General features: G+C 64.3%; 23 protein-coding genes. 10 read left to right on the plus strand and 13 right to left on the minus strand.

Annotated features, from left to right (window positions below; genetic code table 11):
• Positions 1–77 precede the first annotated feature (77 nt).
• Positions 78–614, plus strand: a complete 537-nt coding sequence (locus tag FCS99_RS08050; RefSeq protein ID WP_138511564.1) for a fasciclin domain-containing protein — start codon at positions 78–80, stop codon at positions 612–614.
• Between the two features lie 51 nt (positions 615–665).
• Here the strand turns inward: FCS99_RS08050 and FCS99_RS08055 are convergent, their stop codons facing one another.
• The 5 genes from FCS99_RS08055 to FCS99_RS08075 form a co-directional block, all read right to left on the minus strand.
• Positions 666–1,706 carry a succinylglutamate desuccinylase/aspartoacylase family protein gene (locus FCS99_RS08055; protein ID WP_138511565.1) on the minus strand — a complete coding sequence of 347 codons (1,041 nt, stop codon included), beginning with the start codon at positions 1,704–1,706 and terminating at the stop codon, positions 666–668.
• Entirely contained in the window at positions 1,703–2,608 is a 906-nt protein-coding gene (rimK, locus tag FCS99_RS08060; protein ID WP_138511566.1) for a 30S ribosomal protein S6--L-glutamate ligase, read from the minus strand. The genes FCS99_RS08055 and rimK overlap by 4 nt, the downstream gene beginning before the upstream one ends.
• A 58-nt stretch (positions 2,609–2,666) precedes the next feature.
• Positions 2,667–3,149 (minus strand): ATP-dependent zinc protease family protein, encoded by a 483-nt coding sequence (locus FCS99_RS08065; RefSeq protein WP_233352705.1) that lies wholly within the window; start codon positions 3,147–3,149, stop codon positions 2,667–2,669.
• Between the two features lie 115 nt (positions 3,150–3,264).
• Positions 3,265–3,885, minus strand: coding sequence for a hypothetical protein (locus FCS99_RS08070; RefSeq protein WP_138511568.1), 621 nt, complete (start codon positions 3,883–3,885; stop codon positions 3,265–3,267).
• A gap of 64 nt (positions 3,886–3,949) precedes the next feature.
• Positions 3,950–4,891, minus strand: coding sequence for an ArsR/SmtB family transcription factor (locus tag FCS99_RS08075; RefSeq protein WP_138511569.1), 942 nt, complete (start codon positions 4,889–4,891; stop codon positions 3,950–3,952).
• 98 nt (positions 4,892–4,989) lie between these two features.
• On the opposite strand from FCS99_RS08075, the gene FCS99_RS08080 reads away from it, so the two are divergent.
• Both FCS99_RS08080 and FCS99_RS08085 read left to right on the plus strand, forming a co-directional pair.
• On the plus strand, positions 4,990–6,258 hold the full coding sequence (locus FCS99_RS08080) for an FAD-dependent oxidoreductase (RefSeq protein WP_171036288.1): 1,269 nt from the start codon (positions 4,990–4,992) through the stop codon (positions 6,256–6,258).
• A gap of 6 nt (positions 6,259–6,264) precedes the next feature.
• Positions 6,265–6,756, plus strand: coding sequence for a GNAT family N-acetyltransferase (locus FCS99_RS08085; protein WP_138511571.1), 492 nt, complete (start codon positions 6,265–6,267; stop codon positions 6,754–6,756).
• Here the strand turns inward: FCS99_RS08085 and FCS99_RS08090 are convergent.
• Positions 6,753–7,220 carry a MarR family winged helix-turn-helix transcriptional regulator gene (locus tag FCS99_RS08090; protein ID WP_171036289.1) on the minus strand — a complete coding sequence of 156 codons (468 nt, stop codon included), beginning with the start codon at positions 7,218–7,220 and terminating at the stop codon, positions 6,753–6,755. The two genes, FCS99_RS08085 and FCS99_RS08090, sit on opposite strands and share 4 nt — an antisense overlap.
• 113 nt (positions 7,221–7,333) lie before the next feature.
• On the opposite strand from FCS99_RS08090, the gene FCS99_RS08095 reads away from it, so the two are divergent.
• Positions 7,334–8,665, plus strand: a complete 1,332-nt coding sequence (locus FCS99_RS08095) for a S41 family peptidase (RefSeq protein WP_138511573.1) — start codon at positions 7,334–7,336, stop codon at positions 8,663–8,665.
• Here the strand turns inward: FCS99_RS08095 and FCS99_RS08100 are convergent.
• From FCS99_RS08100 to ettA, 3 genes are all read right to left on the minus strand, one after another.
• Positions 8,662–9,411, minus strand: a complete 750-nt coding sequence (locus FCS99_RS08100) for a type II CAAX endopeptidase family protein (protein ID WP_138511574.1) — start codon at positions 9,409–9,411, stop codon at positions 8,662–8,664. The two genes, FCS99_RS08095 and FCS99_RS08100, sit on opposite strands and share 4 nt — an antisense overlap.
• Before the next feature lie 90 nt (positions 9,412–9,501).
• Complete coding sequence (locus FCS99_RS08105) at positions 9,502–10,179, minus strand: helix-turn-helix transcriptional regulator (RefSeq protein ID WP_138511575.1); 678 nt, start codon at positions 10,177–10,179, stop codon at positions 9,502–9,504.
• The gene (ettA, locus tag FCS99_RS08110; protein WP_138511576.1) at positions 10,180–11,847 is read right to left on the minus strand and encodes an energy-dependent translational throttle protein EttA; all 1,668 of its coding nucleotides are present in this window, start codon (positions 11,845–11,847) and stop codon (positions 10,180–10,182) included. It abuts the gene before it with no gap.
• A gap of 168 nt (positions 11,848–12,015) precedes the next feature.
• On the opposite strand from ettA, the gene FCS99_RS08115 reads away from it, so the two are divergent.
• Together FCS99_RS08115 and FCS99_RS08120 are read left to right on the plus strand one after the other, a co-directional pair.
• A complete protein-coding gene (locus FCS99_RS08115; protein WP_138511577.1) occupies positions 12,016–12,684 on the plus strand; it encodes a hypothetical protein in 669 nt (222 codons plus the stop codon).
• A 116-nt stretch (positions 12,685–12,800) separates the two neighbouring features.
• Positions 12,801–15,050 carry a S9 family peptidase gene (locus FCS99_RS08120; RefSeq protein ID WP_138511578.1) on the plus strand — a complete coding sequence of 750 codons (2,250 nt, stop codon included), beginning with the start codon at positions 12,801–12,803 and terminating at the stop codon, positions 15,048–15,050.
• Between the two features lie 206 nt (positions 15,051–15,256).
• On the opposite strand, the gene FCS99_RS08125 is transcribed toward FCS99_RS08120, so the two are convergent.
• The 4 genes from FCS99_RS08125 to FCS99_RS08140 all read right to left on the minus strand — a co-directional run bounded on the left by FCS99_RS08125 (position 15,257) and on the right by FCS99_RS08140 (position 18,637).
• Complete coding sequence (locus tag FCS99_RS08125) at positions 15,257–15,982, minus strand: M48 family metallopeptidase (protein ID WP_171036290.1); 726 nt, start codon at positions 15,980–15,982, stop codon at positions 15,257–15,259.
• The gene (locus FCS99_RS08130; protein ID WP_138511580.1) at positions 15,979–16,452 is read right to left on the minus strand and encodes a GAF domain-containing protein; all 474 of its coding nucleotides are present in this window, start codon (positions 16,450–16,452) and stop codon (positions 15,979–15,981) included. The genes FCS99_RS08125 and FCS99_RS08130 overlap by 4 nt, the downstream gene beginning before the upstream one ends.
• 85 nt (positions 16,453–16,537) lie before the next feature.
• Positions 16,538–17,611, minus strand: a complete 1,074-nt coding sequence (locus FCS99_RS08135; RefSeq protein WP_138511581.1) for an SDH family Clp fold serine proteinase — start codon at positions 17,609–17,611, stop codon at positions 16,538–16,540.
• Positions 17,612–17,728: 117 nt separating this feature from the next.
• The gene (locus FCS99_RS08140; protein WP_138511582.1) at positions 17,729–18,637 is read right to left on the minus strand and encodes a S1/P1 nuclease; all 909 of its coding nucleotides are present in this window, start codon (positions 18,635–18,637) and stop codon (positions 17,729–17,731) included.
• 252 nt (positions 18,638–18,889) lie between these two features.
• On the opposite strand from FCS99_RS08140, the gene FCS99_RS08145 reads away from it, so the two are divergent.
• From FCS99_RS08145 to FCS99_RS08160, 4 genes are all read left to right on the plus strand, one after another.
• Positions 18,890–19,438, plus strand: coding sequence for a TetR/AcrR family transcriptional regulator (locus FCS99_RS08145; protein WP_171036291.1), 549 nt, complete (start codon positions 18,890–18,892; stop codon positions 19,436–19,438).
• Positions 19,435–20,511, plus strand: a complete 1,077-nt coding sequence (locus tag FCS99_RS08150; RefSeq protein WP_138511584.1) for an efflux RND transporter periplasmic adaptor subunit — start codon at positions 19,435–19,437, stop codon at positions 20,509–20,511. Before FCS99_RS08145 ends, FCS99_RS08150 begins: the two co-directional genes overlap by 4 nt.
• Positions 20,508–23,606, plus strand: a complete 3,099-nt coding sequence (locus FCS99_RS08155) for an efflux RND transporter permease subunit (protein ID WP_138511585.1) — start codon at positions 20,508–20,510, stop codon at positions 23,604–23,606. Before FCS99_RS08150 ends, FCS99_RS08155 begins: the two co-directional genes overlap by 4 nt.
• A 100-nt stretch (positions 23,607–23,706) precedes the next feature.
• Positions 23,707–25,257, plus strand: a complete 1,551-nt coding sequence (locus FCS99_RS08160) for an acetolactate synthase large subunit (RefSeq protein WP_138511586.1) — start codon at positions 23,707–23,709, stop codon at positions 25,255–25,257.
• The last annotated feature ends 2 nt before the right edge of the window (positions 25,258–25,259 follow it).

The following is a 25,259-nucleotide window of genomic DNA, read 5'->3' on the forward strand; positions in this document are numbered from 1 at the left end:
TGTCCATGCATGAGACCACCGATTGATGTCCGGCGGCGGCCGCCGCCGGCACTCCATGAAGCACAAGGGAGTACCCGATGCGTCTCATTTCCCTGGCGGCCCTGTCTGCCGCCCTGATTTCCGCCCCGGCCCTGGCCGGCGACCATCCGGCACCGGCGCAGACCAAGGCCGACCATCATGGTGGCGGTCACGCCATGGCCCAGGCCGATATTGTCGACACCGCGGTCGCAGCCGGCCAGTTCAACACGCTCGTCGCTGCGGTTCAGGCCGCCGGCCTGGTGGACACGCTGAAGGGCGATGGCCCGTTCACTGTGTTCGCGCCCGTCGACTCGGCCTTCGCCAATCTTCCCGATGGTGAAGTGGAACGCCTGCTGGAGCCCGCCAACCGGCATGAACTGGTCGATCTTCTGACCTATCACGTGGTGCCGGGTGCGGTGTCCTCCGACCAGCTGGCCGGGTCCATCCAGACCGTCACGACGGTGGAAGGCACGGATGTGCTGATCGATGCCACCGATGGCGTCCTCGTCGGCAATGCCGAGGTGATCCAGGCCGATATCGAAACATCGAACGGAATCATTCACGTGGTCGACCGCGTGATCATTCCCACCGGCTGACTGAGGTTTCGGCCCTGCCCTTTGGATCAAGGGGCGGGGTCGGCCCTGCCGCTAGATGATTTCGTCTTCATCGAAGAAGGAATCACTGCCCAGCATGTCGTCGAACTGGGCCAGCGGTTCGTCATTGTGACGATGGATGATCTCCGCGACATGGCAGACGGCATCCCCCTCATTGACGATGGGCAGCATGGTCCGGCCGATGATCAGGCCGGCGACCGGTGACGGGATTTCGACATCGGCCTCGCCCAGCGGATCGCTGAGCACGCCGATCAGCTCGCCGGCTTCGACATGCTGACCGACCGAGCGGTACATGCGCAGCACCCCGCCCATCGGCGCGCGCAGCCAGGTGCTCTTCTTGCTCATCTCCGAGACAAGTTTGGATTTCAACCCCTTGTCCGCCCGGACCAGGTTGAGCTTGCGCAGGACGCGCAAAATCCCCTTCACGCCCATGCGCAGCGCCATTTCGTCAAAGCGCAGCGCTTCACCGCTCTCATAGACCAGCACGGGAATATCCCGCGACTGGGCCGCAGCCCGCAGGGACCCGTCCCGCAGGGTTGAATGAACGATGACCGGGCTGGCGAATTCGCGGGCCAGGTCCAGCGCCTGGGGCACACCGGTATCGACCCGGATCTGGGGCAGATTGGTGCGGTTCTGGGCAGCCGAGTGCAGGTCGATCCCGGCGTCGCAGCGTTCCACGATTTCCGTCATGAAAATGTTCGCCAGGCGCGCCGCCAGAGAGCCGCTGGCCGCCCCCGGGAAAGAGCGGTTGAGATCGCGGCGGTCCGGCAGATAGCGCGAATGGGAAATGAAGCCGTATGTGTTGACGACCGGAATGCAGATCAGCGTGCCGGCAATCGAGCGCAATTGCGGTGTCCGGATCAGGCGGCGGATGATCTCCACGCCGATGATCTCGTCACCATGGATGGCGGCAGACACAAAGACGGTCGGTCCCGGCCGCCGGCCATGGATGACATGAGCCGACAGGGACATGGGCGTGTGATCGGAAAGCACCGAGACCGGAATCTCGACAGTGGCCCGCGTCCCGGCCGCGATTTTGCGGCCGGCAATCTCGAAGGGCTCCCGGCGGCTCATCCCTTTCCGCGCGTCTTCGTCTTGCCGGGCACGGCATTCTTCTCGATGAAATCGATTATCTGTGCAGCGACGTCCACACCGGTGGCATTCTCGATGCCTTCCAGGCCCGGCGAGGAATTCACTTCCATGATGACCGGGCCGTGATTGGAGCGCAGCATGTCGACACCGGCGACATTCAGCCCCATCACCTTGGCCGCACGCACCGCCGTGGAGCGCTCTTCCGGCGTCAGCTTGATCTTGCTGGCCGACCCGCCACGGTGGAGGTTGGAGCGGAAATCGCCTTGGGCACCCTGGCGCTTCATGGCCGCCACGACCTTGCCGCCGACCACGATGGTGCGGATGTCGGCGCCGCCGGCTTCCTTGATGAATTCCTGGACCAGGATATCGACTTTCGCGCCGCGGAAAGCCTCGATCACGGACTTGGCCGAGCGGCGGGTTTCCGCCAGCACCACGCCGACGCCCTGTGTGCCTTCCAGCAATTTGATCACCACCGGCTCGCCGCCGACAATGTCGAGCACGTCATCCGTCATCGAGGTGTCGTGCGCGAAGGCCGTCACCGGCAGGCCGATCCCGGCGCGGGACAGGAGTTGCAGGGAGCGCAGCTTGTCGCGCGAACGGCCGATGGCGACGCTTTCATTGGCCGCCCACACGCCCATCATCTCGAACTGGCGCACGACGGCCATGCCATAGCTGGTGATCGACGCACCAATCCGCGGAATGACCGCATCCACTTTCGGTACGGCCCGGCCCTGATAGCGCAGCTCCGGCTTGTGGGACGTGATGTCCATGTAAAGCTTGAGCGTATCGTAAATATCGATCTCGTGACCGCGCGCCTCTGCTGCCTCCACCAATCGCTTGTGCGAGTAGAGATTGGCGTTACGGGCCAGCATGATGAATTGCATATGGGTCTCCGCCTGTGCGGCTAGTGTGAGCTGTTGGATAGCAATGATGGGGGGTTAACTAAAGGGGTGCCGAGCAAAGAAAGGATCGCGTCGGGTCCACAAGAGCGGCCGGTCGCAAGGCTGTCCGCCCGATCAGCATCCGGAACCCCATCTCGTCCCGGCGTGTCAGGGTCAGTTCGATCGGCCAGGCGTGCGGCCCGACCGCGAGGCGGGTCGAGACCACATAGCGGGTCTGGACCTGACCATTGGAACTGCGGATCTCGCGACTCTCCAGGACCGGCATTTCGCAGGGAATCCGGGTCGTGTTGTCATCCTGGTTCGGGTGCAGTTCGAACCGGACCCAGGGCGCGCCCTCCTTCTCGAAGGGCTTGATCTTCCAGGCATGGATGGCCGAGGTCCGCGCCCCTGTGTCGATCTTGGCCTTGACCCGAAAATCCCCGAGATCGGGCAGACCGACCCATTCGCGCCAGCCCACAATGATGGACGGCGCTCCCGCGGGCTGGCGGGCCGATTTGGCAATTTTGCTACGGCGTGTCGTCACGGGATACCCGGCCTGTCTGTGGCGCGCACATTCACCGGGATTTCCGCAAAAGCAAGCGGGAAAATCAAGACTTATCCCGCTGGCTGTACCCGCAAACCGGTCCGGAGGCCGTGTGTCAGTCGCCGACCCAGAAGGCCAGACTGACCCCGTCCCGGGTAACGCCATCCAGCGTGATGTCGGCGATCAGGAGCTCTCCGACCGCGGACTCGCCGGACGTCCAGGCGGCATAACCGGCCGGATCATAGACCGCAGACAGGCTGAATTCGCCCAGCTCGGCATGATGCGCCGTGATGGACACCCCCTCCGGCGTCACCGACCAGTCATCCACCCGCAGCGGATAGGCCTGGTAATAGTCGCCATACTCGTTGGACCCGGCCACCTCACTGGTATCCTCGATCGACAGGAGGACGCGTTCCTCAAATCCGTTCCAGTCCGGCTCCACCATGATGGAGGTGAGGACGTAATCCCCGAAACGCACGTCCTCATTTGCCACGAAATAGCCCGGCAGCGTGCCGTCGACCGTATAGCGTGGTGCCACCGTATCCGCAGCGGTCTCCGGCTCGGCCGGATTGTCCGCCACCGGATCCTCGAGCGCGACATCGGCGCTTTCCTCGATCACCGGTTCCGGGACCCCATCCGCCGACGGACTTCCGTCTGCCTGTCCCTGCAAGACATAGATGCCCGCGCCCAGCGCCCCCAGCGCAGCGACACTCACAACATTCAACACGGCTTTCATACTTGCCCCCATGAAACACCCCGGGGCCAGATTAGTGCGAATAATCTGATCGCAAAGCGCGAAATTATGCAGGCTTGGCGGCGACCCAGATTTTCATGGTCAGCTGGCCACCGGGCTCTTCCGGGTGCAGGGCGACCTGCTGGCCCAGCTTGAGGCCGGCCGCCTCAATCCAGCTGCGCATCTCCTCGTCGGAGAAGCCGAGGCGTCGGTGGTAGTGATCCTCGCGCAGGGTTTCCAGCTGGTGCGGGGCGAAGTCCACGATCAGGAGATTGCCACCGGGTTTGAGCACACGGGCGCACTCATCCACCGCCAGACCGGGATCCTCCAGATAGTGGAGCACCTGGTGCACGGTCACCAGATCCGCCGACGAGGTATCGAACGGCAGGGCCCCGACATCGGCATGGCGCACGGAGCAATGGCGCAGGCCCGCCTTTTCCAGGTTCAGGCGCGCCATGTTGAGCATGGAGTGGTTGATATCGACGCCGATGCCGCGATCAACCCGGTCGGAGAAAACCTCCAGCACACGCCCCGTCCCGACCCCGACATCGATCATCAGGCCGAACGGGCCGTCACCGGCCAGTTTGCGCATGGCCGCTTCGACCTCATGATCGGCCAGGTGAAAGGACCGGATGCGGTCCCAGTCCTCGGCGACGCTTTCGAAATAGGCCTGGGCCGCGTCCGCACGCGTCTGTTTGATGGCTTCCAGACGCGAGAAATCCCGCGTCATCACCGGATCTTCCTCGGGCAGGAGATCATTGGCCATCTGCGCCAGACGACGCCCACCCCCGGCCTCGCTCAGCCGGTAGAAGACATAGGCGCCTTCCGGCAGGCGCTCGGCGAGGCCCGCCTCGGTCAGGAGTTTAAGATGGCGCGAGACACGCGGCTGGCTCTGCCCCAGGATCTGGACCAGTTCGGAGACCGTCAGCTCGCCCCGCGACAGCAAGGCGGTAATGCGCAAGCGGGTCGGTTCGGCAAGCGCCTTGAGCTGAGCTACGAGGGAATCCATGACATCCAGGTCGGGTGAAGCGCACTAACCCCTTGCTTTTATCTGCATTGTCACGAAGTTCAAACTGACCCGTGTATCTCGTTCCGCCGGAGGCCGCCTTGCCCGCAAAGGATATCCTCATTATCGGCGCCGGCCTGGCCGGCATTGCATCCGCCTGGGCCCTGCGCCAGCGCGGCCACCGTGTGACGGTTTTCGACGCACATGACGGACCGGCCGAGGAGACCAGTTTCGCCAATGCCGGCGCGCTGACCCCGTCCGAGCCGGAACCCTGGAATGCGCCGGGTGTGCACTGGCAGCTCCTGTCCTCGCTGGCCGACCCGCACTCCCCCATGAAGCTGCGCCTGAAGGCCCTGCCCGGACTGACGCCGTGGGGCCTGCGATTCCTGTGGAATTCCCGCCGCCCCCGCTTCGAGGCGGCCTGCCGGGCCAATTTCGCGCTTTCGCACCACTCGCTGAAACTCACCCAGGCCGTGCGGGATTCCGAGGACCTGTCCTTTGACAGTCTCAGGCGCGGCACGCTGAAAATCTGCCGCGACGCCCCGCCCCCTGCCGTGCGGGACGGGATCAACAAGACCCTGGCCGACATGGGCCTGACGTCTGAAATCCTGGATGTCGAGGAAACCCTGGCCCGCGAACCCCTGCTGGAGGCCGTGCGCGACCAGATCAAGGGCTCGGTCTTTCACCCGCTGGACGAGTCGGGCGATGCCCGCGCCTTCACAAGGGCCCTGGCCGAGGCCGCCGAGGCGGCCGGTGTCCGCTTTGAATGGCAGACACGCGTCCAGGAACTGGTAGACCGGGCCGGACGGATCGTCGGCGTGCGCACGGAGACGGAAGAGATCGAAGTCGAGGCGATTGTCCTGGCGACCGGGCATGCAAGCTGGAAACTCCTGGCACCGCACGGGCTGCACCTGCCCGTGCGTCCGGTGAAGGGCTATTCCCTGACCTTGGACATGTCCGGGCTGAATGAACGTCCCGGCCTGCCTGTCGTGGACGAGGCCCTGCACACCATCGCCACTCCCATGGGCGATCGGTTACGCATTGCCGGCACGGCGGAATTCACCGGCGAGGATCGCACCCTGCGCGAAGACCGGGTCGACAATCTGCGCAATCTGCTGCGCTCGCTCTATCCGCAAATCGCCGAACCCCTGCTGGCGGGCGACCAAAAAGCCTGGTGCGGCTTCCGGCCCATGTCGGCGGACGGGCGGCCCTTCATCGGCGAGACCCGGGCCAGGGGGCTCTGGCTGGTGACGGGTCATGGCCATCTTGGCTGGACCCAGGCCATGGGCTCCGGTGATGTCCTGGCCTCGCTGATCAGTGATGAGACGCCGGCGATTGACGCCACGCCTTTCGCGGCGACGCGGATCTAGGCGGACATGACGCTCTCCATCCGCCAGGCCACATCCGCGGATGCCGACACGGTCTGGACCCTGCTCGAACCCGTGATCCGGCAGGGGGAGACCTATGCCCTGCCGCGTGACATGACGCGTGAGGCAGCGCTCGAATTCTGGATGGGTGAAGGTCGCTGGTGTTTCCTCGCGGAGCACAAGGGCCAGGCCGTCGGCACCTATCTGATGAAGGCCAACCAGATGGGTGGTGGCGATCATGTCGCCAATTGCGGCTATGTCACCGCGACCTCGGCCCGGGGCCAGGGCGTGGCGCAAGCCCTGTGCGAGCACTCCCAGGCCGAAGCCCGGCGGCGGGGCTTCACCGCGATGCAGTTCAATTTCGTGGTCTCGACCAATACCGGGGCCGTCCGGCTCTGGCAAAAGCTGGGCTATGAGATTGCCGGCACCCTGCCGGGCGCCTTCCTGCATCCGGTGCATGGCCCGGTCGATGTCCACGTCATGTTCAAGACGCTGGTCTAGCCCATCCGCGCGTCGAACCCGCGCTCATCCAGCCGGGCTTCAAAGGCCCGGGCTGCGGCAAACAGATCAACACCGATCTCGTCAAACAAGTCCCGGTACACGGCACTGGCCCGCTCCATATAGGCGGCGATCCGGTCAGCCTCTTCCCGGCCGGCCGCCGTCAAACGCAGCGGTTTGCGCCGGGCATCGTCCGGATCCTGGCCGCGTTCGACATAGCCTAGCTTCTCCAGCAGTTTTTCGGTCTTGATGACGCCGGCATGCGTGACCCCGAGCCGCGGTGCGATCTCGGTCACGGTCAGGTCGGCGCGCGCCAGGAGGGAAATGAAGGAGAAAGCCCGCAAGGGTGCCTGGATACCGGCCCGTTCAGCGGCCGGACCGCCCTCTTCCACAAGACGATCGACAATCTGCCCGAGGAGCAGGCCGAGAAAGCCCGGGGCCATCGCGCCATGAATGAGCGTGTCCACGTCTGTTTTTCCGGATCGTTCCGCGGGGTCTGACATCATCACCTTGCCTTGCTTCGCACATTCCGTTACCAGTAACGTAACTGGTAACATATAATCAAAACACGGTTTGTCCGATGATGAAAGCACTCACATCTCTTCTCGCCCTCGGCCTCCTCGCCGCGACCCCGGCAACCCAGGCCCAAAGCGCTCAAACGGACAGCCTGTCCGCGGACCAAGTGGCGGCTGATCTGCAGGAATGGGAGAACTGGCTCTTCGCCACCCATCCCGATCCCGACTTCTCCATGGATGTCCATGCCGTCCAGGCGCGGTTCGAAGCCCTGCGCAACACGGTTGAGGGACGATACACGCGCCGCGAGGCCTGGCTGGTGATGGCCCGCCTCAACCCGATGTTCGGGGACGGTCATATCACCCTGCGCCTGCCGGGTGCGGACTATCAGGCCTATCTCGATACGGGCGGTGCCGAATTCACCCTGCCGGTCGAGCTGACGCCGCACGGGCTGGTCATTGCCGAAACCGTGGCAGACACGTCGCAGTTTGATCCCGGTAGCCGGATCCTGGCCATCAACGGGCTGGCGGTCGCCCCGCTTCTCGACGATGCCCTGTCCCGCATTCACGGTGATAGTGACGGCTTGCGCCGCCACCTGCTGGAGACCCGCTTCTCTCAGTATCTGTGGGCGCTCACCGGCGGGGCTGACAGCTGGACGCTGGATGTCACCTGTCCGGACGGGTCGCAGCAGACGATCCGGCTCGACCCGTCCCGCGATGTCGCGGCTGTGGACCCCGCCACATCCAGTCTGGAATTCCGGGACAATGCCGCCGTGCTGACGCTGAACTCCTTCATGCCGGACCAGACCCCGGATTTCTATGAGTTCGTCGATGAGGCCTTCGCCGAAATCGACGCGCGCGGCACGGACATCCTGGTCATCGATATCAGCGAAAACGGCGGCGGCGCCCACATGCTGTCGGACCATTTGCTCAACTATCTCACCACCGAGCGCCACACCCCACTCTCGGCGGTCACAGCGCGGATCACGCCGGAGAACCAGGCCCTGATCCCGGGCTCGGAAGTCGGCCAAATCGTCTCCATGCCCTTCGCGCAATGGGTGGAACCGCCGGCCGACTGGCCGCACCGGTTCGACGGGCGTTTCGCCTTCCTGGTGGGCGCTGGCAGCTATTCCCAGTCCATTGTGCTGGCCGCCACGGTCCAGGATTTCGGCATCGCGCCGGTGGCGGGCCCCGGTACGGAAGGCCGTGCCAATTCCACCGGCCAGGTCCAGCTTCACCCTCTGGCTGAAACCGGACTGGAAGCCGTCGCCCCGATCTATGTCTTCACCCGGGCTTCAGGTGATATCTCCAACGCGCCGATCATCCCGGACATTCCGCTAAACGGGACACGAGAGGAACAGGTCGAGGCGTTGATCGACATCCTCCGGACCCAGCCCTAGGAGCCTGGAGACAGTCCGGAAACACCAAGGGCACCGATCACGACACCAAGGGCATTATTGGTCATATGGGCCGCTATGGCGGGCCAGATCGACCCGGTCCGCCAGTACAGCCAGCACAGGACCAGCGCCATCAAGGCTGCCGATATCGCTTGCGGAGGGAGGATGTGCATGACCCCGAACATGACCGAGGACAGGCCGGCGGCCAGCCAGACGGGCCGGTGTCCGCTCATCCATTTGAACAGGAAACCCCTGAAAAAGACCTCTTCGACGACCGGTGTCACAACAAGGGTCGTGACCAGATAAAGTCCGGCCATCCAGACAGTTTGCCCGGCCCCGAAGATAAAAGGGTCCGGCATGAAGTCAGCCCAGCCAGGCAAGCTCCACCGGATCATGCGGGCCAGCCCCAACCGAAAAAGAAACAGAACCAGCGCGACACAGATTGCGAGCGCGATCCAGATTCCGGCCACCGGGCGCAGGCCGACGGCCGCCCATCCTAGCCGTTTCGGCCAAAGAGCCAGCAGGACCAGCACACCGATCAGGGCCACAGCCTTGATCCATTGCCCGGCGAGCAGGACATGGACTGGCAGACGCGGTCCATTGCCGAGATAGGCCTCCATGCCGACGGTCTGGCGGACCAGTTCCATATGCCCCCAGCTGAGACCGGTATAGAGTGTCATCGCTGCGGCCAGAACACCGGCCCCGTGCCAGAACCGCCAGGGTGATTGAAAATCTGTTGTCCGGGACATGGCCCTCTCCTGTTGCGAACCTGGAGAGGCTGGCCGGGGCGCACCGGGTGCGCCATCGACAGATGTTGGCAATGTGTCAGTCGACACATGTCAGTCGTCGAGCAAGCCCCACGCTTCTGCCAGTGCGCGCACTTGTGTCCGGCGCTGAATACCGATTTTCAGATAAAGTTCGGAATTATAGGTGCGGACGGTTGTCGGCGAGAGATTGAGCTCGCGGGCAATATCCTTGTCCGTCAGTCCCTGGGCCAAAAGGCGCAACAACGCCGTTTCTCGCGAGGTCAGCAAGGGAGCGTCGGACGGCACGCCTTCTCTTGTGGCTGGCCGTCGTGAAATTGACAGGATGGCCTGACTATGACGGCCGAAGCGGACACGATAGCCCAGCCCCGGCGTAATCTGTTCCGACCAGAAGGGCGGCAATTCAAACTGGCGATTCGCAACATGAAGGACCTGCCGCGAGGGCGCGAACACCCCGATTCCACGACGCTCCCGGATCTCGATGGAACCGGAGCACTGATCGGCCAGCCCTTCCTGGATATCTTTCCGAGCCAGCCACCAGCGTTTCGGTGACTGTCTGAGCAGAACTGCCCAGAAAACAAGGGCCGGCACCAAGACGATCCACATGGAGCTGAAGAAACCGGCCGGGTCCACCAGAAGCGACCAAAGCCCGTAAAAAAGGCCCGGAAAAACAAACACAACGAGCAGGAAAACAGCGAAGGCCTGGCGGGACTGCCAGGCCTTCAATTCTCGCCGCTCGTCGTCGGTCAGCATCTACCGCGCGAATTTCTGGAACTTGATGCGCTTGGGCATGTCGGCATCGGGGCCGAGGCGGCGCTTCTTGTCTTCCATGTAGTCGTGGAAATTGCCTTCGAACCATTCCACATGGCTGTCGCCTTCAAAGGCGAGGATGTGGGTGGCCAGACGGTCGAGGAAGAAGCGGTCGTGCGAGATGACCACGGCGCAGCCCGGATAGACTTCCAGGGCCTGTTCCAGGGCCGCCAGCGTTTCCACGTCCAGATCGTTGGTCGGTTCGTCGAGCAGGAGGAGGTTGCCGCCGGTCTGCAGCGTCTTGGCCAGGTGGACGCGGTTGCGCTCACCACCGGACAGGAGACCGACCTTTTTCTGCTGGTTGCCGCCCTTGAAGTTGAAGGCGCCGACATAGGCGCGGCTCGGGACTTCCTTGCCGCCCAGATCGATCATGTCATGACCGCCGGAGATTTCCTCCCAGACGGTCTTGTTCGGATCGAGCGCATCGCGCGACTGGTCGACATAGGAGAGCTTCACGGTCTCGCCGAGGCGGATCGTGCCCTCATCCGGCGTGTCCTGGCCGGTGATCATCTTGAACAGGGTGGACTTGCCCGCCCCGTTCGGACCGATCACGCCGACCACACCGCCCGGCGGGAGCTTGAAGGAAAGGCCATCAATGAGGAGCTTGTCCTCGAAGCCCTTCTTGAGGTTCTCCACTTCCACGACAACACCGCCCAGGCGCGGGCCCGGCGGGATGTTGATCTGGGCGTGGTTGATTTCACGCTTCTCGGCGCTCTCACGCAGTTCCTCATAGGATTTGATACGCGCCTTGGACTTGGACTGACGGGCTTTCGGAGAGGAGCGGATCCATTCCAGCTCGCGGGCCAGCGCCTTGTCCTTGGACGAGGCTTCGCGGTCTTCCTGGGCCATGCGCTTGGCTTTCTGTTCCAGCCAGGCCGAATAACCGCCCTCATAAGGCACACCCCGGCCGCGATCGAGTTCGAGCGTCCAGGTGGTGATGCTGTCGAGGAAGTAACGGTCGTGGGTCACGACCAGAACGGCGCCTTCGAACTTCTCCAGATAGGTCTGCAGCCAGTGCACGCTTTCCGCGTCCAGGTGGTTGGTCGGTTCGTCGAGCAGCAGCATGTGCGGTTCGGACAGAAGCAGGCGGCACAGGGCCACACGGCGGCGCTCACCACCGGACAGGTCCGTCACACCCCAATCGGAGGGCGGGCAGCGCAGGGCCGTCATCGCCATCTCGATCTTGCTGTCAATGTCCCACGCGTCCTGATTGTCGATCTGCTCCTGCAGCTCGGTCATCTCGGCCATCAGCTCGTCGGTGTATTCTTCCGCCAACTGCATGGAAACAGCGTTGAATTTCTCGACCAGCTGCTTCTGCTCGGAGCCCTCGATCACGTTTTCCCAGACCGTCTTGGACTCGTCGAGAACCGGTTCCTGCGGCAGATAGCCGACCTTCACACCCTTCTCGGCCCAGGCTTCACCGGTGAATTCGGTGTCCATGCCAGCCATGATCTTCAGCAGGGTGGACTTACCGGCACCGTTGACGCCGACAACACCGATCTTGGCGTCCGGCAGGAAGTGCAGGGAAATGTCCTGGAAGACCGGCTTGGCAGCGCCCGGATAGGTCTTCGACAGCTTGTCCATGTGATAGACGTATTTGTAAGCCGACATGGTGGAGAGGCTCTCTTTGTCCTTGGGGGGAAATCTGAACGGCCCCGTCTAGCGGAGACAGGCCGCAAGGGCAATCGGCATGGGGAGTATACGCGTCAGAGGAGAGTTAACTTTGACGCGCAGATCGCGCATTTTAATGAAACGGCTCACAGCTTTGGGGGAAGCAGGGTGATCGAGGGGATTTTCAGCAGCTTCATGGCCTGGCTCACCAGTCACGCCACGCTCTACTGGCTCAGCTGGGCCGGTGTGGTCCTGGCGCTCGCCGGGGTGACGGCCCTGGTCTGGTCCCTGCTCTCGGTGGTGCGCGATTTCGACGAGGCGCACCTGATCCGCCAGCAGCGCGGACCGAAGGCGATCCGGGCCAAGACGATCCGGCGCAATATCGCCAAGTTCGAGGCCTATGCCGGACATGCGGTCCGCACGATCGCCCTGCGCACGAGCGGTCTTATCCTCGTGGGCATCGGCCTGCCGGGCCTGATCCTCGCCCTGATCGCCTGGAACCAGCCCTGGTTCATCCCGAACGAGGCCGTCCTGCTGGTCGACGGCGCCCCGGCCAGCGCCCATGACCAATCGGTCGGCCAGTTGGGCATTTTCATCCTCGACCAGGCCCTGCGCGGCGGTCTGAGCGATGTGTTCGAAGTGTTCGGCCTGCAGCTCTCCGCCTTCCAGAACAATCCGGAGAACATCCTCTTCTCCAGCTTCACCCTGGGCTATCGCCTGATCTGCGGCCTGGTGGTGGCGTCGATCCTCTATGTGATCGGGCGCATCGTGCTGGGCTATCGCAATCTCAATGCGGCAATCGCGGAATTGAAGGCGGAGCTGGAAACGGCGAGTTAGATTTAACCTCCCCCATCAAGGGGAAGGAGGACCTTACAGGCGAAACACACCCTCGCCCCTCCCCTTCGGTCCGGTCGGGCGCTAGTTTCCCCAGCAGTTCAGTTCGGGGTGCCCAGATGAAATATGTCCTTCTTGCCGTCACCGGTCTTGCTCTTGCCGCCTGCCAGCCCAGTGCCACGCCGGAGCCGGAGACCGAGACCGGTCCGGCACTGACTGTGGAGCGGGTCTATGCCAGCCCCTCCCTGACCGGATCGGCGCCGCGCAATCTGGGCTTCTCGCCGGACGGGACACGGGTGACCTTCCTGCGGCCGAAAGAAGAGGACGCGAACGTCCTGGACCTGTGGGCGATGGATATCGAGGGCGGCGAGCCCTATCGCCTCGTCGACAGCCGGGTGCTGGCGCCGGAGGAGCGCGAGCTGTCCGAAGCCGCGCGCCAGCTGCGCGAACGGGCCCGGGTTCGGGGCAGCGGCATTGTCTCGTATCAGTGGGACAGCCAGGGCGAGGCCATTCTGGTGCCGCTGGACGGCGATGTCTTCCATGTCGAGGTGGAGAGTGGCCGCGCCCGGCGCCTGATGGAAACCGAGGCCTATGAGACCAATGCCCGCATCTCCCCGCGCGGGAATTTCGTCTCCTTCATCCGCGAGCAGAATCTCTACGAGATCGACCTGGTGACCGGGGCCGAGCGGGCCCTGACCACCGAGGGCGGTGATCTCATTTCCTGGGGCATGGCCGAATTCGTGGCGCAGGAAGAACTGGGCCGCCGGACCGGATACTGGTGGTCGCCGACCGAGCAATACATCGCCCTGGCCCGCGTCGATGAGAGCCCGGTCGACAATATCCAGCGCATGGAAATCGCCGCCGATGGCTCGGCCACCGTGGTCGACCAGCGCTATCCGCGCGCCGGCACGGACAATGCCATTGTCGAACTCTTCATCCTGGACCGGGACACGGGCGGGACTGTCCAGGTCGAGCTGGCCGACACGGATGACATCTACCTGGCCCGCGTGAACTGGTCGCGCGATGGCGGCACCGCCTATGTCCAGGTCCTCAACCGGATGCAGAATGAGCTGACCATCCTGGCCGTCGACCCGGCCACGGGCGAAAGCTCGGTCTGGCTGGAAGAGACGACGGATGTCTGGATCAACCTCACCAATGATTTCCGCGCCCTGCCCGATGGCAGCGTGATCTGGACCAGTGAGGACACGCCCGGCGGTTATCGCCATATCCAGCACCGCGCCGCCGATGGCAGCCTGATCACCCAGGTCACGCGCGGCGCCTGGCTGGTCAATGAGATCGACGCCGTCGATAGCGAAAACGGGCTGGTCTATTTCACCGGCTGGATGGACACGCCGCTGGAACGTCACGCCTATGTCGTGCCGCTGGACGGCTCGTCCGCACCGACGCGCATCACCGAGGGCGAAGGTCGCTGGTCGGTCAGCTATAATCGCGGCGCGACCGCCTTCATCGGCACCTATAATGACAGCGACACCCCCTCCCAGACCGCGCTCTATGACCGGGATGGCGAACGTATCCGCTGGATCGAGGAGAATGCCGTCGTCGAGGGCCATCCCTATTTCGACTATGCCGACGACCATATCGTCCCGCAATTCGGCACGCTGACCGCGGCCGACGGCACCGAGCTGCACTACCAGCTCTACCTGCCGGCCGATTTCGACCCGAACCGGCAATACCCGGCGATCCAGTATCTCTATGGCGGCCCGCACTCCCAGCAAGTGCATCGTGGCTGGCAGGGCTTCCGCCCGCAGCTCTTTGCCCAGCGCGGCTATGTCTATTTCACCATCGACAATCGCGGCGCCTGGAATCGCGGCCGCGAGTTCGAAAGCCATCTCCAGCGCCGCATGGGCTCGGTCGAGGTGGAGGACCAGCTGGTCGGACTGGACTATCTGAAAAGCCTCGACTTCGTGGATGAGGACCGCGTCGGCATCTGGGGCTGGTCCTATGGCGGCTACATGACGCTGATGACCACGCTGCAGGCGCCCGGGGCCTATGCCGCCGGCGTGTCCGGTGCCCCGGTCACCGACTGGGCGCTCTATGACACCGCCTATACCGAGCGCTACATGGATCATCCGGACGCCAATTTCGAGGGCTATGAAGCCTCTTCCGTCTTTGCCCATCTGGAGAATTACGAGACCCCGCTCCTGCTGATCCACGGCATGGCCGACGACAATGTCATCTTCGCCAATTCCGTCCGCCTCTATGCGGAGATGCAGGAACGCCGCTTCCAGTTCGAAATGATGACCTATCCCGGCCAGCGCCACGGCATCCGCGGCGAAGACCGCTCGGTGCAGCTCTGGACAATGATCCTGGATTACTTTGATCGTCAGCTGGGGAATGAGGCGGAGTAGGGTTTTCCGGGTCCGCTAACGCGGACGCCCTCCAATTCGGTTCAGCAGGACTTCTTCTCCTCGCCCTTGATGGGCGAGGGGGACCGCGCACATGCGCGGTGGAGTGGGTGACTGTCTGAGAACAGAAAGCGCAAAGCGCTTTCACCCCTTCCGCCGGGCATTCGCCCGGCACCTTCCCCGTCAAGGGGAAGGAGGGCGCCGCGCTTCTAGAACACCACCCAGCGGTCCGCTTCGGCGCGCATGCGGTGGCGGCGGTCCTGCCAGTCCGGCATCAGGCTTTCGACCACGCGCCAATAGGCGGGGGAGTGGTTGGGTTGGACGAGGTGGGCGGCCTCGTGGGCGCAGACATAGTCAATCAGGTCTTCCGGGAAGCCCATCAGGCGCCAGTTGAGACGGATGGTGGCATCCGAGGCGCAGGAGCCCCAGCGGCGTTTCTGGTCGCGGATGATGACCTTGCGGACCGGGCGGGAAAGCCGGTCGGCATAGGCCTCCACCTTGGGCGCCATCAGCGCTTCACCCTCGCGCTTGTAGAAGCGCTGCAGGGCGGATTTCAGCGTGCGCTCGCGCAGCTCGCCGGTCAGGGTCGGGTCGGCCTTGATCACCAGGCGCTCTTCCTCGCGGCGCACCGTTGTGCGTACGCCCTCACCGCGGATATCCAGGGTCAGCTCGCCGCCCAGCCAAGGCAGGCTTTCGCCGCTTTCCAGGGCCAGCTCACGGGGCGCGGGACGATTGGACCAGTCCGCCAGTTTGGTGAGGATCCAGCCCGCCTTGCTCTCCAGCGCCCGGCCGATCTCGCGTTCGGAGACCCGCATCGGCGCGGTGACCGAGAGGCCGTCGCGGGAAATGGAAAAGCCGATCGTGCGGCGGCGCGACCGTTTCAGCGTGAAGGCAATCTCCTGCCCCGCCAGAATGATCGTGCGCGCCTGGCTCACTTCACCGTCAGCAGATCGGCGCAGATGGCTTCCAGACCGGCCTGGTCGTCCGTATCGAAAGCCCCGAACTCGGTACTGTCGATATCGAGCACGGCGGCCAGCGCGCCGTCGGCATCGCGGACCGGGACGACGATTTCCGAATTGGATCGGCTGTCACAGGCAATGTGGCCGGGGAAGGCGTGGACGTCTTCCACCAGCTGGGTTTCACCCGTCGCTGCTGCGGCGCCGCAGACGCCCTTGGAGAAGGGAATGCGCAGACAGCCCAGCGTACCCTGATAGGGACCGACCACCAGTTCGTCGCCCTTGGCCGGATCAACTTCGTAGAAGCCGCACCAGAAGAAACGGTCACCGAAGGTCTCGCGCAGCAGGCAGGAGGCGGTGGCATAGCGGGCAGTCCGGCTGGTCTCGCCGGCAATCACGGACGCAATCTGCTTGCGGACATCGGCGTAGAGTTCGGATTTGGCGGTCATGGTGGGGCTTTCCTGGCTGACGCGCCTCAAATTGGGGGTCGGAAGCCGCGGATCAAGTCCGGCCCGCAGTCACGCTCCGGTGAGATTACATCCGGACCAGGCCGCGCAGGGATTGGCGGATCTGATGGTCGAGGCGCTGCTTGGCCTCCTCCCCCGGATCGCCGGAGCGACGCGTATGGCCGCCAGAGGCGCGGCCACCGCCCTCGCCTTCATCATCAGCGCCTTCGGGGCCTTCATATTCCAGCCGGGTATTAATCATGCGGATGCGGGCATCGACCAGGCCATAGATCGCCTCCGGCACCTTGGCGGAGACATTCATACCCAGATCCTTGGCCTCTTTCGGCGAGATCGCCTGGCTGTGTGACAGGCGACCGGAGGCGAGATGGTCCGCCAGGGAGTTGTCCTGCGGTTTGCCATGGGGCTTGTGGGCCGGATTGACGATCTCGCGCGCCACTTTGAGGGCGTACTGGTCGTATTTCTCCGCCTCGTGGGCGAGCATGACCAGCACGTCCTGGGTGGCCAGAACGCCCTTCTGCTCCAGCAGCGCCTTGTAGGCGTCGGACGGGAAGCCGCCATAGATCGTGTCGATCGGGCCGAGCGAAGCGGTCGGGTCCATCACCACCTTGTCAGCGGCCAGGGCGATCATCGTGCCACCGGACATGGCGACATAGGGGATATAGGCCTTGATGCGCGGTTCGCGGCGGCCATTATGGTGACCCTTGATCTTCTTGAGATGCTGTTTCAGCGCCATGGCGATCATGTGGGCCGGTCGGGCATAGCCGCCCAGCGTGTGCAGGACGACAATGATATTGGCCCGCGCATTGGCCTGGCGGATCGACGCGACGGCCTCGAAAGCCTCATCGAAGGCGATCTGCTGCTGCGCGCTGTCGCGGCCGACGAAGTCATCGCCCAGATCATGGATGAGATCGATCAGGACCGTATTGCCGGTCTCGATCTTCTTGCGCAGACGCTGGTATTCCTGTTTGGCGGCGGCGTAGTCGGCAAAGCGCTTGCGGCGGAGTTTGACGATCTGCTGACGGTCATGGGTGGTCTGCTGGCGATTGATATGCGCCATCACGGCAAAACCGATCAGCGCCAGCAGCACCACGACTGCAGCCACGGATCCGATCAGGACAGAAGGATCGATCCCCTCAAGCACGCAAACCCCCTTGCAGGACACCGGACAGTCCGGCGCCCCCTCAGGGAAATATTAACCGTATCCTAACGGAACCGACAAGCGCCTTGCCGCGCCTGCGAAACCGGATGTCGTGCCAGCCTAGTCGAGCGCGCCGGACCCGCTGAGCGCCGGCGTGGTGCGGGCGGTCTCGGTGCGGCCTTCCACGATCTGGTTGAGCAGACCGGCCAGGCGGACCCCGGCAAGGCGCAGACGCTGCTGCGAAATCCGCAGCCCGGTTTCGTAATAATGGTCGCCCGGTTCGATCGGCTCATGGTCCGGACGGGCCCAGTAATAGGCGAACTCGCGCGAGCGCACGATGTCATGGCTTTCCTGGGCCCAGCCGATCGGATCCAACGGCGTGTAGATGTCGACCCCGGCCAGCGGAATGCCGGCCGCCAGCTCCTCGGCGAAATAGGCATTCCGCTCGGCAGAAGGGGCCCAGGACCAGGACTCGCTCATATGGTCGAGGATGATTTCGCTGTCCCAGACCCGGTGCAGATTGGTGCGCCGCTCGCCACGCCAGAGGACATCAATGTCATTGCCGCCGCGATCCCCGTCGATGGAGACATGGAGCGGCTGGTGAATGTCGCCCATCCAGTGGGCGAGGAATTTCAACGCTTCCAGCCGGTCTTCGTCACTGCGCGAACGATCAGCGAAAATTCCGGCATGCAGATCGATGGCGGAGGTGATGCAGCCATTCTCCGCGCAATCCTCGGGATCGACCTGCGGATCATCGCGGTCCTGGTTGATATAGTGCCAGGGCGCGGTGTGTCGGTGCGTGCTGCCACGCACTTCATCGGCCCAGGAGCAGACATCGCGGAAGGCCTCGAATTGCGGGTCGAGGGCGACCAGGCGATCGATCTCGGTACGGGCATCGTCGGAGAGATAGCGGTAGGCGAGATCACAGACGATACGGTGCCCGTCGCGGCCATAGGCCTGCGCCGGCTCTGCGCTCACGAAACCCGCCACGACGACGGCCATCGCAGCCGTTTGAACAAACCATTTCATCTGAAACTCCGCCTTGCAACTGGCCCCGCCCGACAGCGGGTTTAGGCGGGCGCATGAGGCGTGACCACTAGCCAAAAGACGCGCTTTTTCAGATCGCTACCCAAGGATGCAGACGGTGGGCGGAAAGCTTCGCGGAGGCAGTCGCAGTCGGTCGGGCAGATGTCTTGTGAAACTTTTACTATACCGTCTGGACGGTGTTGACTGTACCGTCTGGACGGTTTATGTGCAGCGCAGCATAGAAAAGGACTGCCCGTGCTGGAAAAGCCGAACACCAAGGATGTCATCCTCGATGCTGCCGAAACCGTTGTCGCCCGCGACGGGTCCGGCCGGCTGACGATCGATGCCGTGGCCGCCGAAAGCCAGGTGTCGAAAGGGGGCGTGCTCTACCACTACCCCAACAAGCTGGCCCTGCTGGAAGCCATGGTCGCGCGCATGATCGACAGCGTGCTCAACCAGATCATCGCCGCCCGGGAAGCCGCTGAAGCCGCAGGCGAACCGGTCCTGCCGCGCGTCGTGGAGGCCCTGCTCGACCGGATGGAAGCGCGTGACAATGTTTCCCAGGCCCTGCTGGCCGCCTCGGCGGAACAGCCCGGCCTGCTGGAAACCGCCACGGCGCCGATCGCCGTGGAATTCCAGCGCATTGCCGACAGCGCCAATGATCCGGTGCTGGCCCAGATCATCCTGCTGAGCCTGGACGGGCTGAAGCTGAGCCAGCTGCTCGGCCTGCGCCATGTCCGCGACACCGAAATCAAACCCATTCTGGACCGCCTTGTGGCGATGTCCCGGGAGATGCATGCATGACCGCCCGCCTCACCGCCTTCCTCCTGGCGTCTGCCCTCACCCTGGGCGCCTGTTCCGGGGAAGCCGTCCAGACCGAAACCCCGCCGCGCCTGGTCCAGCTCGGCGAGGTGGAATCCCTGTCCGGCCAGACCAGTCATGAATTCGTGGGCCAGGTGGAGGCCCGGCTGACAGTGGACATGGCCTTCCAGGTCGGCGGCCAGCTGGCCGAGTTACCCTTGACCGAGGGCCAGCGCATCATGGCCGGCGACCGGGTTGCCCAGCTTGATCTGGAAGACTTCCGGCGCGCCGAGCGCGAGGCCCGGGTCCAGCTGCAGCAGGCCCGCAATGATCTGGACCGCCAGCGCACCCTGCACGAACGCGGCATCGCGTCCCAGGCCGCGCTGGACAATGCGCAGACGCAATATGATCTGCGCGCCGTGGCGCTGGAAACCGCCCGCCGCAATCTGGGCTATGCGACGCTGGAAGCGCCCTTCGACGCGCTCGTCAGCCGCCGCCTCGTCGACAATTACACCATTGTCTCGCCGGGCCAGCCGGTGGTGCGGATCCAGGATGTCGGCGAATTGCGCGTCTCCATCCCGGTCTCCGAGGACATGATCGCAACCTTCGACCGCTCCAATCTGCGCTCCCTGCAGGCGACCTTCTCCTTCCTGCCGGGACGGACTTTCGACCTGGAACCGCGCGAACTGGTCTCCGAACCGGATGCCGCCTCGCGCACCTATCGCGCCATCGCGGCCCTGCCTGCTGACCTGCCGGCCAATATCCTGCCGGGCATGACCGCCAGCGTGTCGGCCGAGTTCGAACGGACCGGCAATGCGCCGGAGACAGTCCGGGTGCCGGTCGCCGCCGTTGCGGAACGCCCGGATGGCACCCGTGTTGTCTGGGTGTTTGACGAGGCGAGCGGCACGGTCACGCCCCGCGCGGTGGAGACCGATGGTCTGAGCGGCGCCCATGTCATCCTGACCGGCGGCGTCGAGCCGGGAACCCGGATCGTCACGGCCGGCGTCTCGTCCCTGTATGACGGCATGCCCGTGCGTCCCCTGTCGGAAAGCGAGCCGCTGGACCTGCCGCGATGAGCCTGCAACAGACATCGGCCCTCTCCCTGGCCCGCCTCTCGATCGAGAAACCGGTCCTGACCTGGCTGGTGATCCTGTTCTGCCTGCTGGGCGGACTCTACGGTTTCAACAATGTCGGTCGGCTGGAAGACCCGGCCTTCACGATCAAGCAGGCCATCATATTCACCCCCTATCCCGGCGCCACCGCGGAAGAGGTCGAGCAGGAAGTCACCGAAGCGCTGGAGATCGCCATCCAGCAAATGGATGCGGTCGACACGATCACCTCGGAATCCTCGCCCGGCATGTCGGAAATCCATGTCGAGATGCAGGACACGATCGACAGTGCCGACATCAATGATGTGTGGACCGAGCTGCGCGCCAAGGTGAGCGACGCCATCTCCCGCCTGCCGCCGGGCGCCGGCACGCCGATCGTGTTCGACGATTTCGGCGACACCTACGGCCTGTTCTATGCCGTCACGGCGGAGGGCTATTCCGACGACCGAATCCGCGATGTCGCCCGCATGTTGCGGCGCGAACTCCTCACCGTGGAGAATGTCGCCAAGGTTGCTGTCGAGGGCGAGCCGGAAGAGCGCATCTATATCGAGATCCCGCAGGAGAGCCTCGCCCGGCTGGGCCTGTCCTATGAGGGCCTGCTCGCCGAGCTGAACCGCGAGAACACCGTCGTCTCCGCCGGCTCCGTACCGCTGGACGGGCGCTATGTCCGCATCGAGATTCCCCAGACGCTGGGCGGGGTCGAGGCGGTCCGCAATCTGCTGATCACACCGCGCAATGGCGGCCAGGCCATTCGCCTGTCCGACTTCGCCGAAGTCACCCGGGCGCCCGTGGAGCGTCCGAACCAGTTCATCTATCACAACAACCAGCCCGCCTTCACGCTGGGCGTGGCCGGTCTGCCGACCGCGAATATCGTGGATGTCGGACACGCGGTGGAAGCCCGCCTGGCCGAGCTGGAAGCCGGCCTGCCGCTGGGTTTCGAACTCCAGCCCATTTACCAGCAGCACGTCGTGGTGGACGAGGCGATCAATTCCTTCCTGTTCAGCCTCGCCCTGTCGATCGCCATCGTGGTCGGCGTGCTCTGCGTCTTCATGGGCTGGCGCGCCGGACTGACCGTGGGCAGCGCCCTCTTCCTGACCGTGGCCGGCACCGTCTTCTTCATGGACATGTTCGCCATCGAGATGGAGCGCATCTCCCTGGGCGCGCTGATCATCGCCATGGGCATGCTGGTCGACAATGCCATCGTCGTCGCCGAGGGCATGCTGACCGGCGTGATGCGCGGCAAGCGCCGTCTCGAGGCCGCCGAGGAAGCAGTGACATCCACCCAATGGCCGCTGCTGGGCGCGACCGTGATCGGCATTCTGGCCTTCGCCGGGATCGGACTGTCGCCCGATGCGACGGGGGAATTCCTCTTCTCCCTCTTCGCCGTGATCGGCATTTCCCTGCTACTGAGCTGGGTGATCGCCGTGACCGTCGTGCCGATGGTCGGCTTTCACCTCTTCTCCGCCCAGCGCGAAGCCAGCCTGGCCCGCGATGCCGCACCGGAAAGCGATGAGGACATCTATTCCGGCCGCCTGTTCAGCGCCTATCGCAGCCTGCTGGCCACGGCCCTGAAGCGCCGCTGGCTGGTCCTGGCCGGCCTGATCATCGTGACCCTGGCCTGTTATGTCGGCTTCGGCTCCGTGAAGAATGCCTTCTTCCCACCCGCCAACACACCCATGTTCTACGTCAATGTGGAGCACCCGGAAGGCACGGACATCCTGACCACGGATGCCACGCTGCGCGATATCGGCCGCTATGTCGGCGAACAGCCGGAAACGGTGAGTTTCGACACCTTTGTCGGCGCCGGGGCGACGCGCTTCATGCTGACCTATCATTCCGAACAGCCCAATCCGGCCTATGGCCAGCTGATCGTGCAGACCCGTCACCGCGACCAGATCCCGGCCCTGGCCGAGCGTATCCTGGCGCATATCCGCGGCCGGTATCCCGATGTGGAAGTTCGCGTGGACCGGATCGTCTTCGGACCGCCGACCGGGGCCCAGCTGGAAGCCCGCTTCATGGGGCCGGATGCCGATATCCTGCGGGACTTGTCCGAACAGGCGATATCCCGCCTGCATGCGGACGGCCGTTTCATCGATATCCGCACCGACTGGCGCAACCGGACGCCGACCCTGCGTCCCGTCCTGATCGAGGGCCGCGCCCAGACCATTGGCGTGACCCGCGAGAACCTGGCCAATGCCATGCTGTTCGCGACCGATGGCAGCCAGGTGGGCGTGCACCGCGAAGGCGAGGAACTCATCCCGATCATCGCCCGCGCCCCGGCGTCGGAGCGCGACGATCCGGCCTATCTGAGCGAACGCCTGGTGTGGAGCTCCTCCCAGGAAGCCTATGTCCCGATCGGTCAGGTCGTGTCGGACTTTGCCCTGGATTTCGAGGACGTCCTGATCCAGCGGCGCAATCGGACCCGTACGCTGTCCGTCCGCGCCAATCCGCCGGAGGGTGAGACCGCCGCCCAGGCCTTCGAACGCTTCCGCCCGCTGATGGAAGAGATCGATTTGCCGATGGGCTATTCCCTGGAATGGGGCGGCGAGCATGAAGCCTCGGTCCAGGCCAATGAATCCCTGGGCAGCCAATTGCCGCTCACCTTCATTGCCATGCTGACCATCTCCTTCCTGCTCTTTGCCAAGGTGCGCCAACCCCTGATCATCTGGGCCGTGGTGCCGATGGCGGTGAACGGCGTGGTGATCGGCCTGCTGGCCACGAATGTCGCCTTCTCCTTCACGGCTCTGCTGGGCCTGCTCTCCCTGTCCGGCATGCTGATCAAGAATGCGATCGTGCTGGTCGATGAGATCGACATGCGCATCAAGGCGGGTGCCGAGGGACTGGATGCGGTCCGTGACGGCTCGGTGAGCCGTCTGCGTCCGGTCCTGCTGGCCGCCTCGACCACGATCCTGGGCATGACCCCGCTCCTGTTCGACGCCTTCTTCCAGGGCATGGCGGTGACCATTATCGGCGGGCTGACCTTCGCCACCCTGCTGACCATGATCGCCGTACCGGTGCTCTACGCCCTCTTCTTCGGCATTCGCAGCAACACGCCGGCCTGACCGGATGACGCCTCATCGTGTGGCCGGAATGCTGGACATTCCGCGCCACACGCAGGACTCTTTCCCCAAGACGCGAAAACGCGAAGCAAGGGGAAGGTCGATGTTTGCTGCTGAGAGCCTGGTCAGAACGCTGATCAATCAGGGCGTGGAAGTCTGCTTCACCAATCCGGGCACATCGGAAATGCACATGGTGGCCGCCCTCGACCGGATTGACGGCATGCAATCCGTGCTGTGCCTGTTCGAGGGCGTGGCGACCGGGGCTGCCGACGGATACGGCCGCATGGCCGGCAAGCCCGCCTGCACCCTGCTCCATCTCGGCCCGGGCGTCGGCAATGGCCTGGCCAATCTCCACAATGCCCGCCGCGGCTATGTGCCCGTGGTCAACATTGTCGGCGATCATGCCCGCCACCATCTGGAGCTGGATGCCCCGCTGACCAGTGATGTCGACACGGTGTGCGAACCCATGTCGCGCTGGGTCGGCCGCGTGAACGACCCGTCCGAGGTCTCCACCATGGCGGTCGAGGCCGTGCGGCAGTCCTACGGTCCGGAACGCGGCGTCGCCTCGTTGACCCTGCCCGCCGACTGCGCCTGGTCGGACGCCGAACCGGACGTGCTGGACGCCCAGCCCATGCCGGGCCCCGCCCCGGTTTCGACCGATACGGTGTCGGCGGTGGCCGAAGCCCTGAAGTCCGCCAAGAACCCAGTCCTCTTTCTCGGCAATGATGCCTGCCTGGATGACGGTCTGGAGGCGGCCGGCCGGATTGCGCAGGCGACCGGGGCCGAGCTGTTCATGGACACTTTCGTGCCGCGCATTGCCCGCGGACAGGGCCGGGTTTCGCCGCGCCGCCTGGCCTATTTCGGCGAGCAGGCGCTGGAGGAGCTGTCCGGTTCCGACCTGATCATCATTGCCGGCTCCAAACCGCCTGTCGCTTTCTTTGCCTATCCCGGCCAGCCCGGCGAGCTGACGCCTCAGGGCACGAAAACCGTCACGCTGGGCGGCCCGGCCGATGACATCAGCCGGGCCCTGTCAGACCTGGCCGACGCGCTGGGTGCCACCACCCCCATGGACAAGGCCGATCGCGGCCAGGCGCCCAAACTCTTTCCCGATGAAAAGCTCAATCCCGGCTATGTCGGCATCGCCCTTTTGCGCCACATGCCCGAAGACTCGATCATCTGCGACGACAGCACCACATCCGGCATGGGGGTTTTCCCCTGGATCGACAATGGGCCGCGCCATGACTGGCTGTGCCTGACCGGCGGTGCGATCGGGTCCGGCATGCCGCAAGCCGTCGGCGCGGCCCTGGCCTGTCCGGACCGCCAGGTCTTCGCCCTGTGCGGTGATGGTGCCGCCGCCTACACGCTGCAGGCCCTGTGGACCCAGGCGCGCGAAAAACAGAATGTCATCAATGTGGTGTTCGCCAACCATTCCTACCTGGTGCTCAATGTCGAGCTGTCACGCGTCGGCGCCGGCGAGCCGGGACCGGCAGCGCAGCAAATGCTGTCCCTGGACAATCCGAAGATGGACTGGGTGAAGCTGGCGGAGGGGTTCGGAGTTCCCGGGGTGCGGGCGCGCACGGCCGGCGAGTTCGACACTGCGCTCAAGGACGCCATTGCCGCCGGTGGACCGCACCTGATTGTCGCGGAAATCTGACG

This window comes from Maricaulis alexandrii (assembly GCF_005871165.1).
Classification (GTDB): domain Bacteria; phylum Pseudomonadota; class Alphaproteobacteria; order Caulobacterales; family Maricaulaceae; genus Maricaulis; species Maricaulis alexandrii.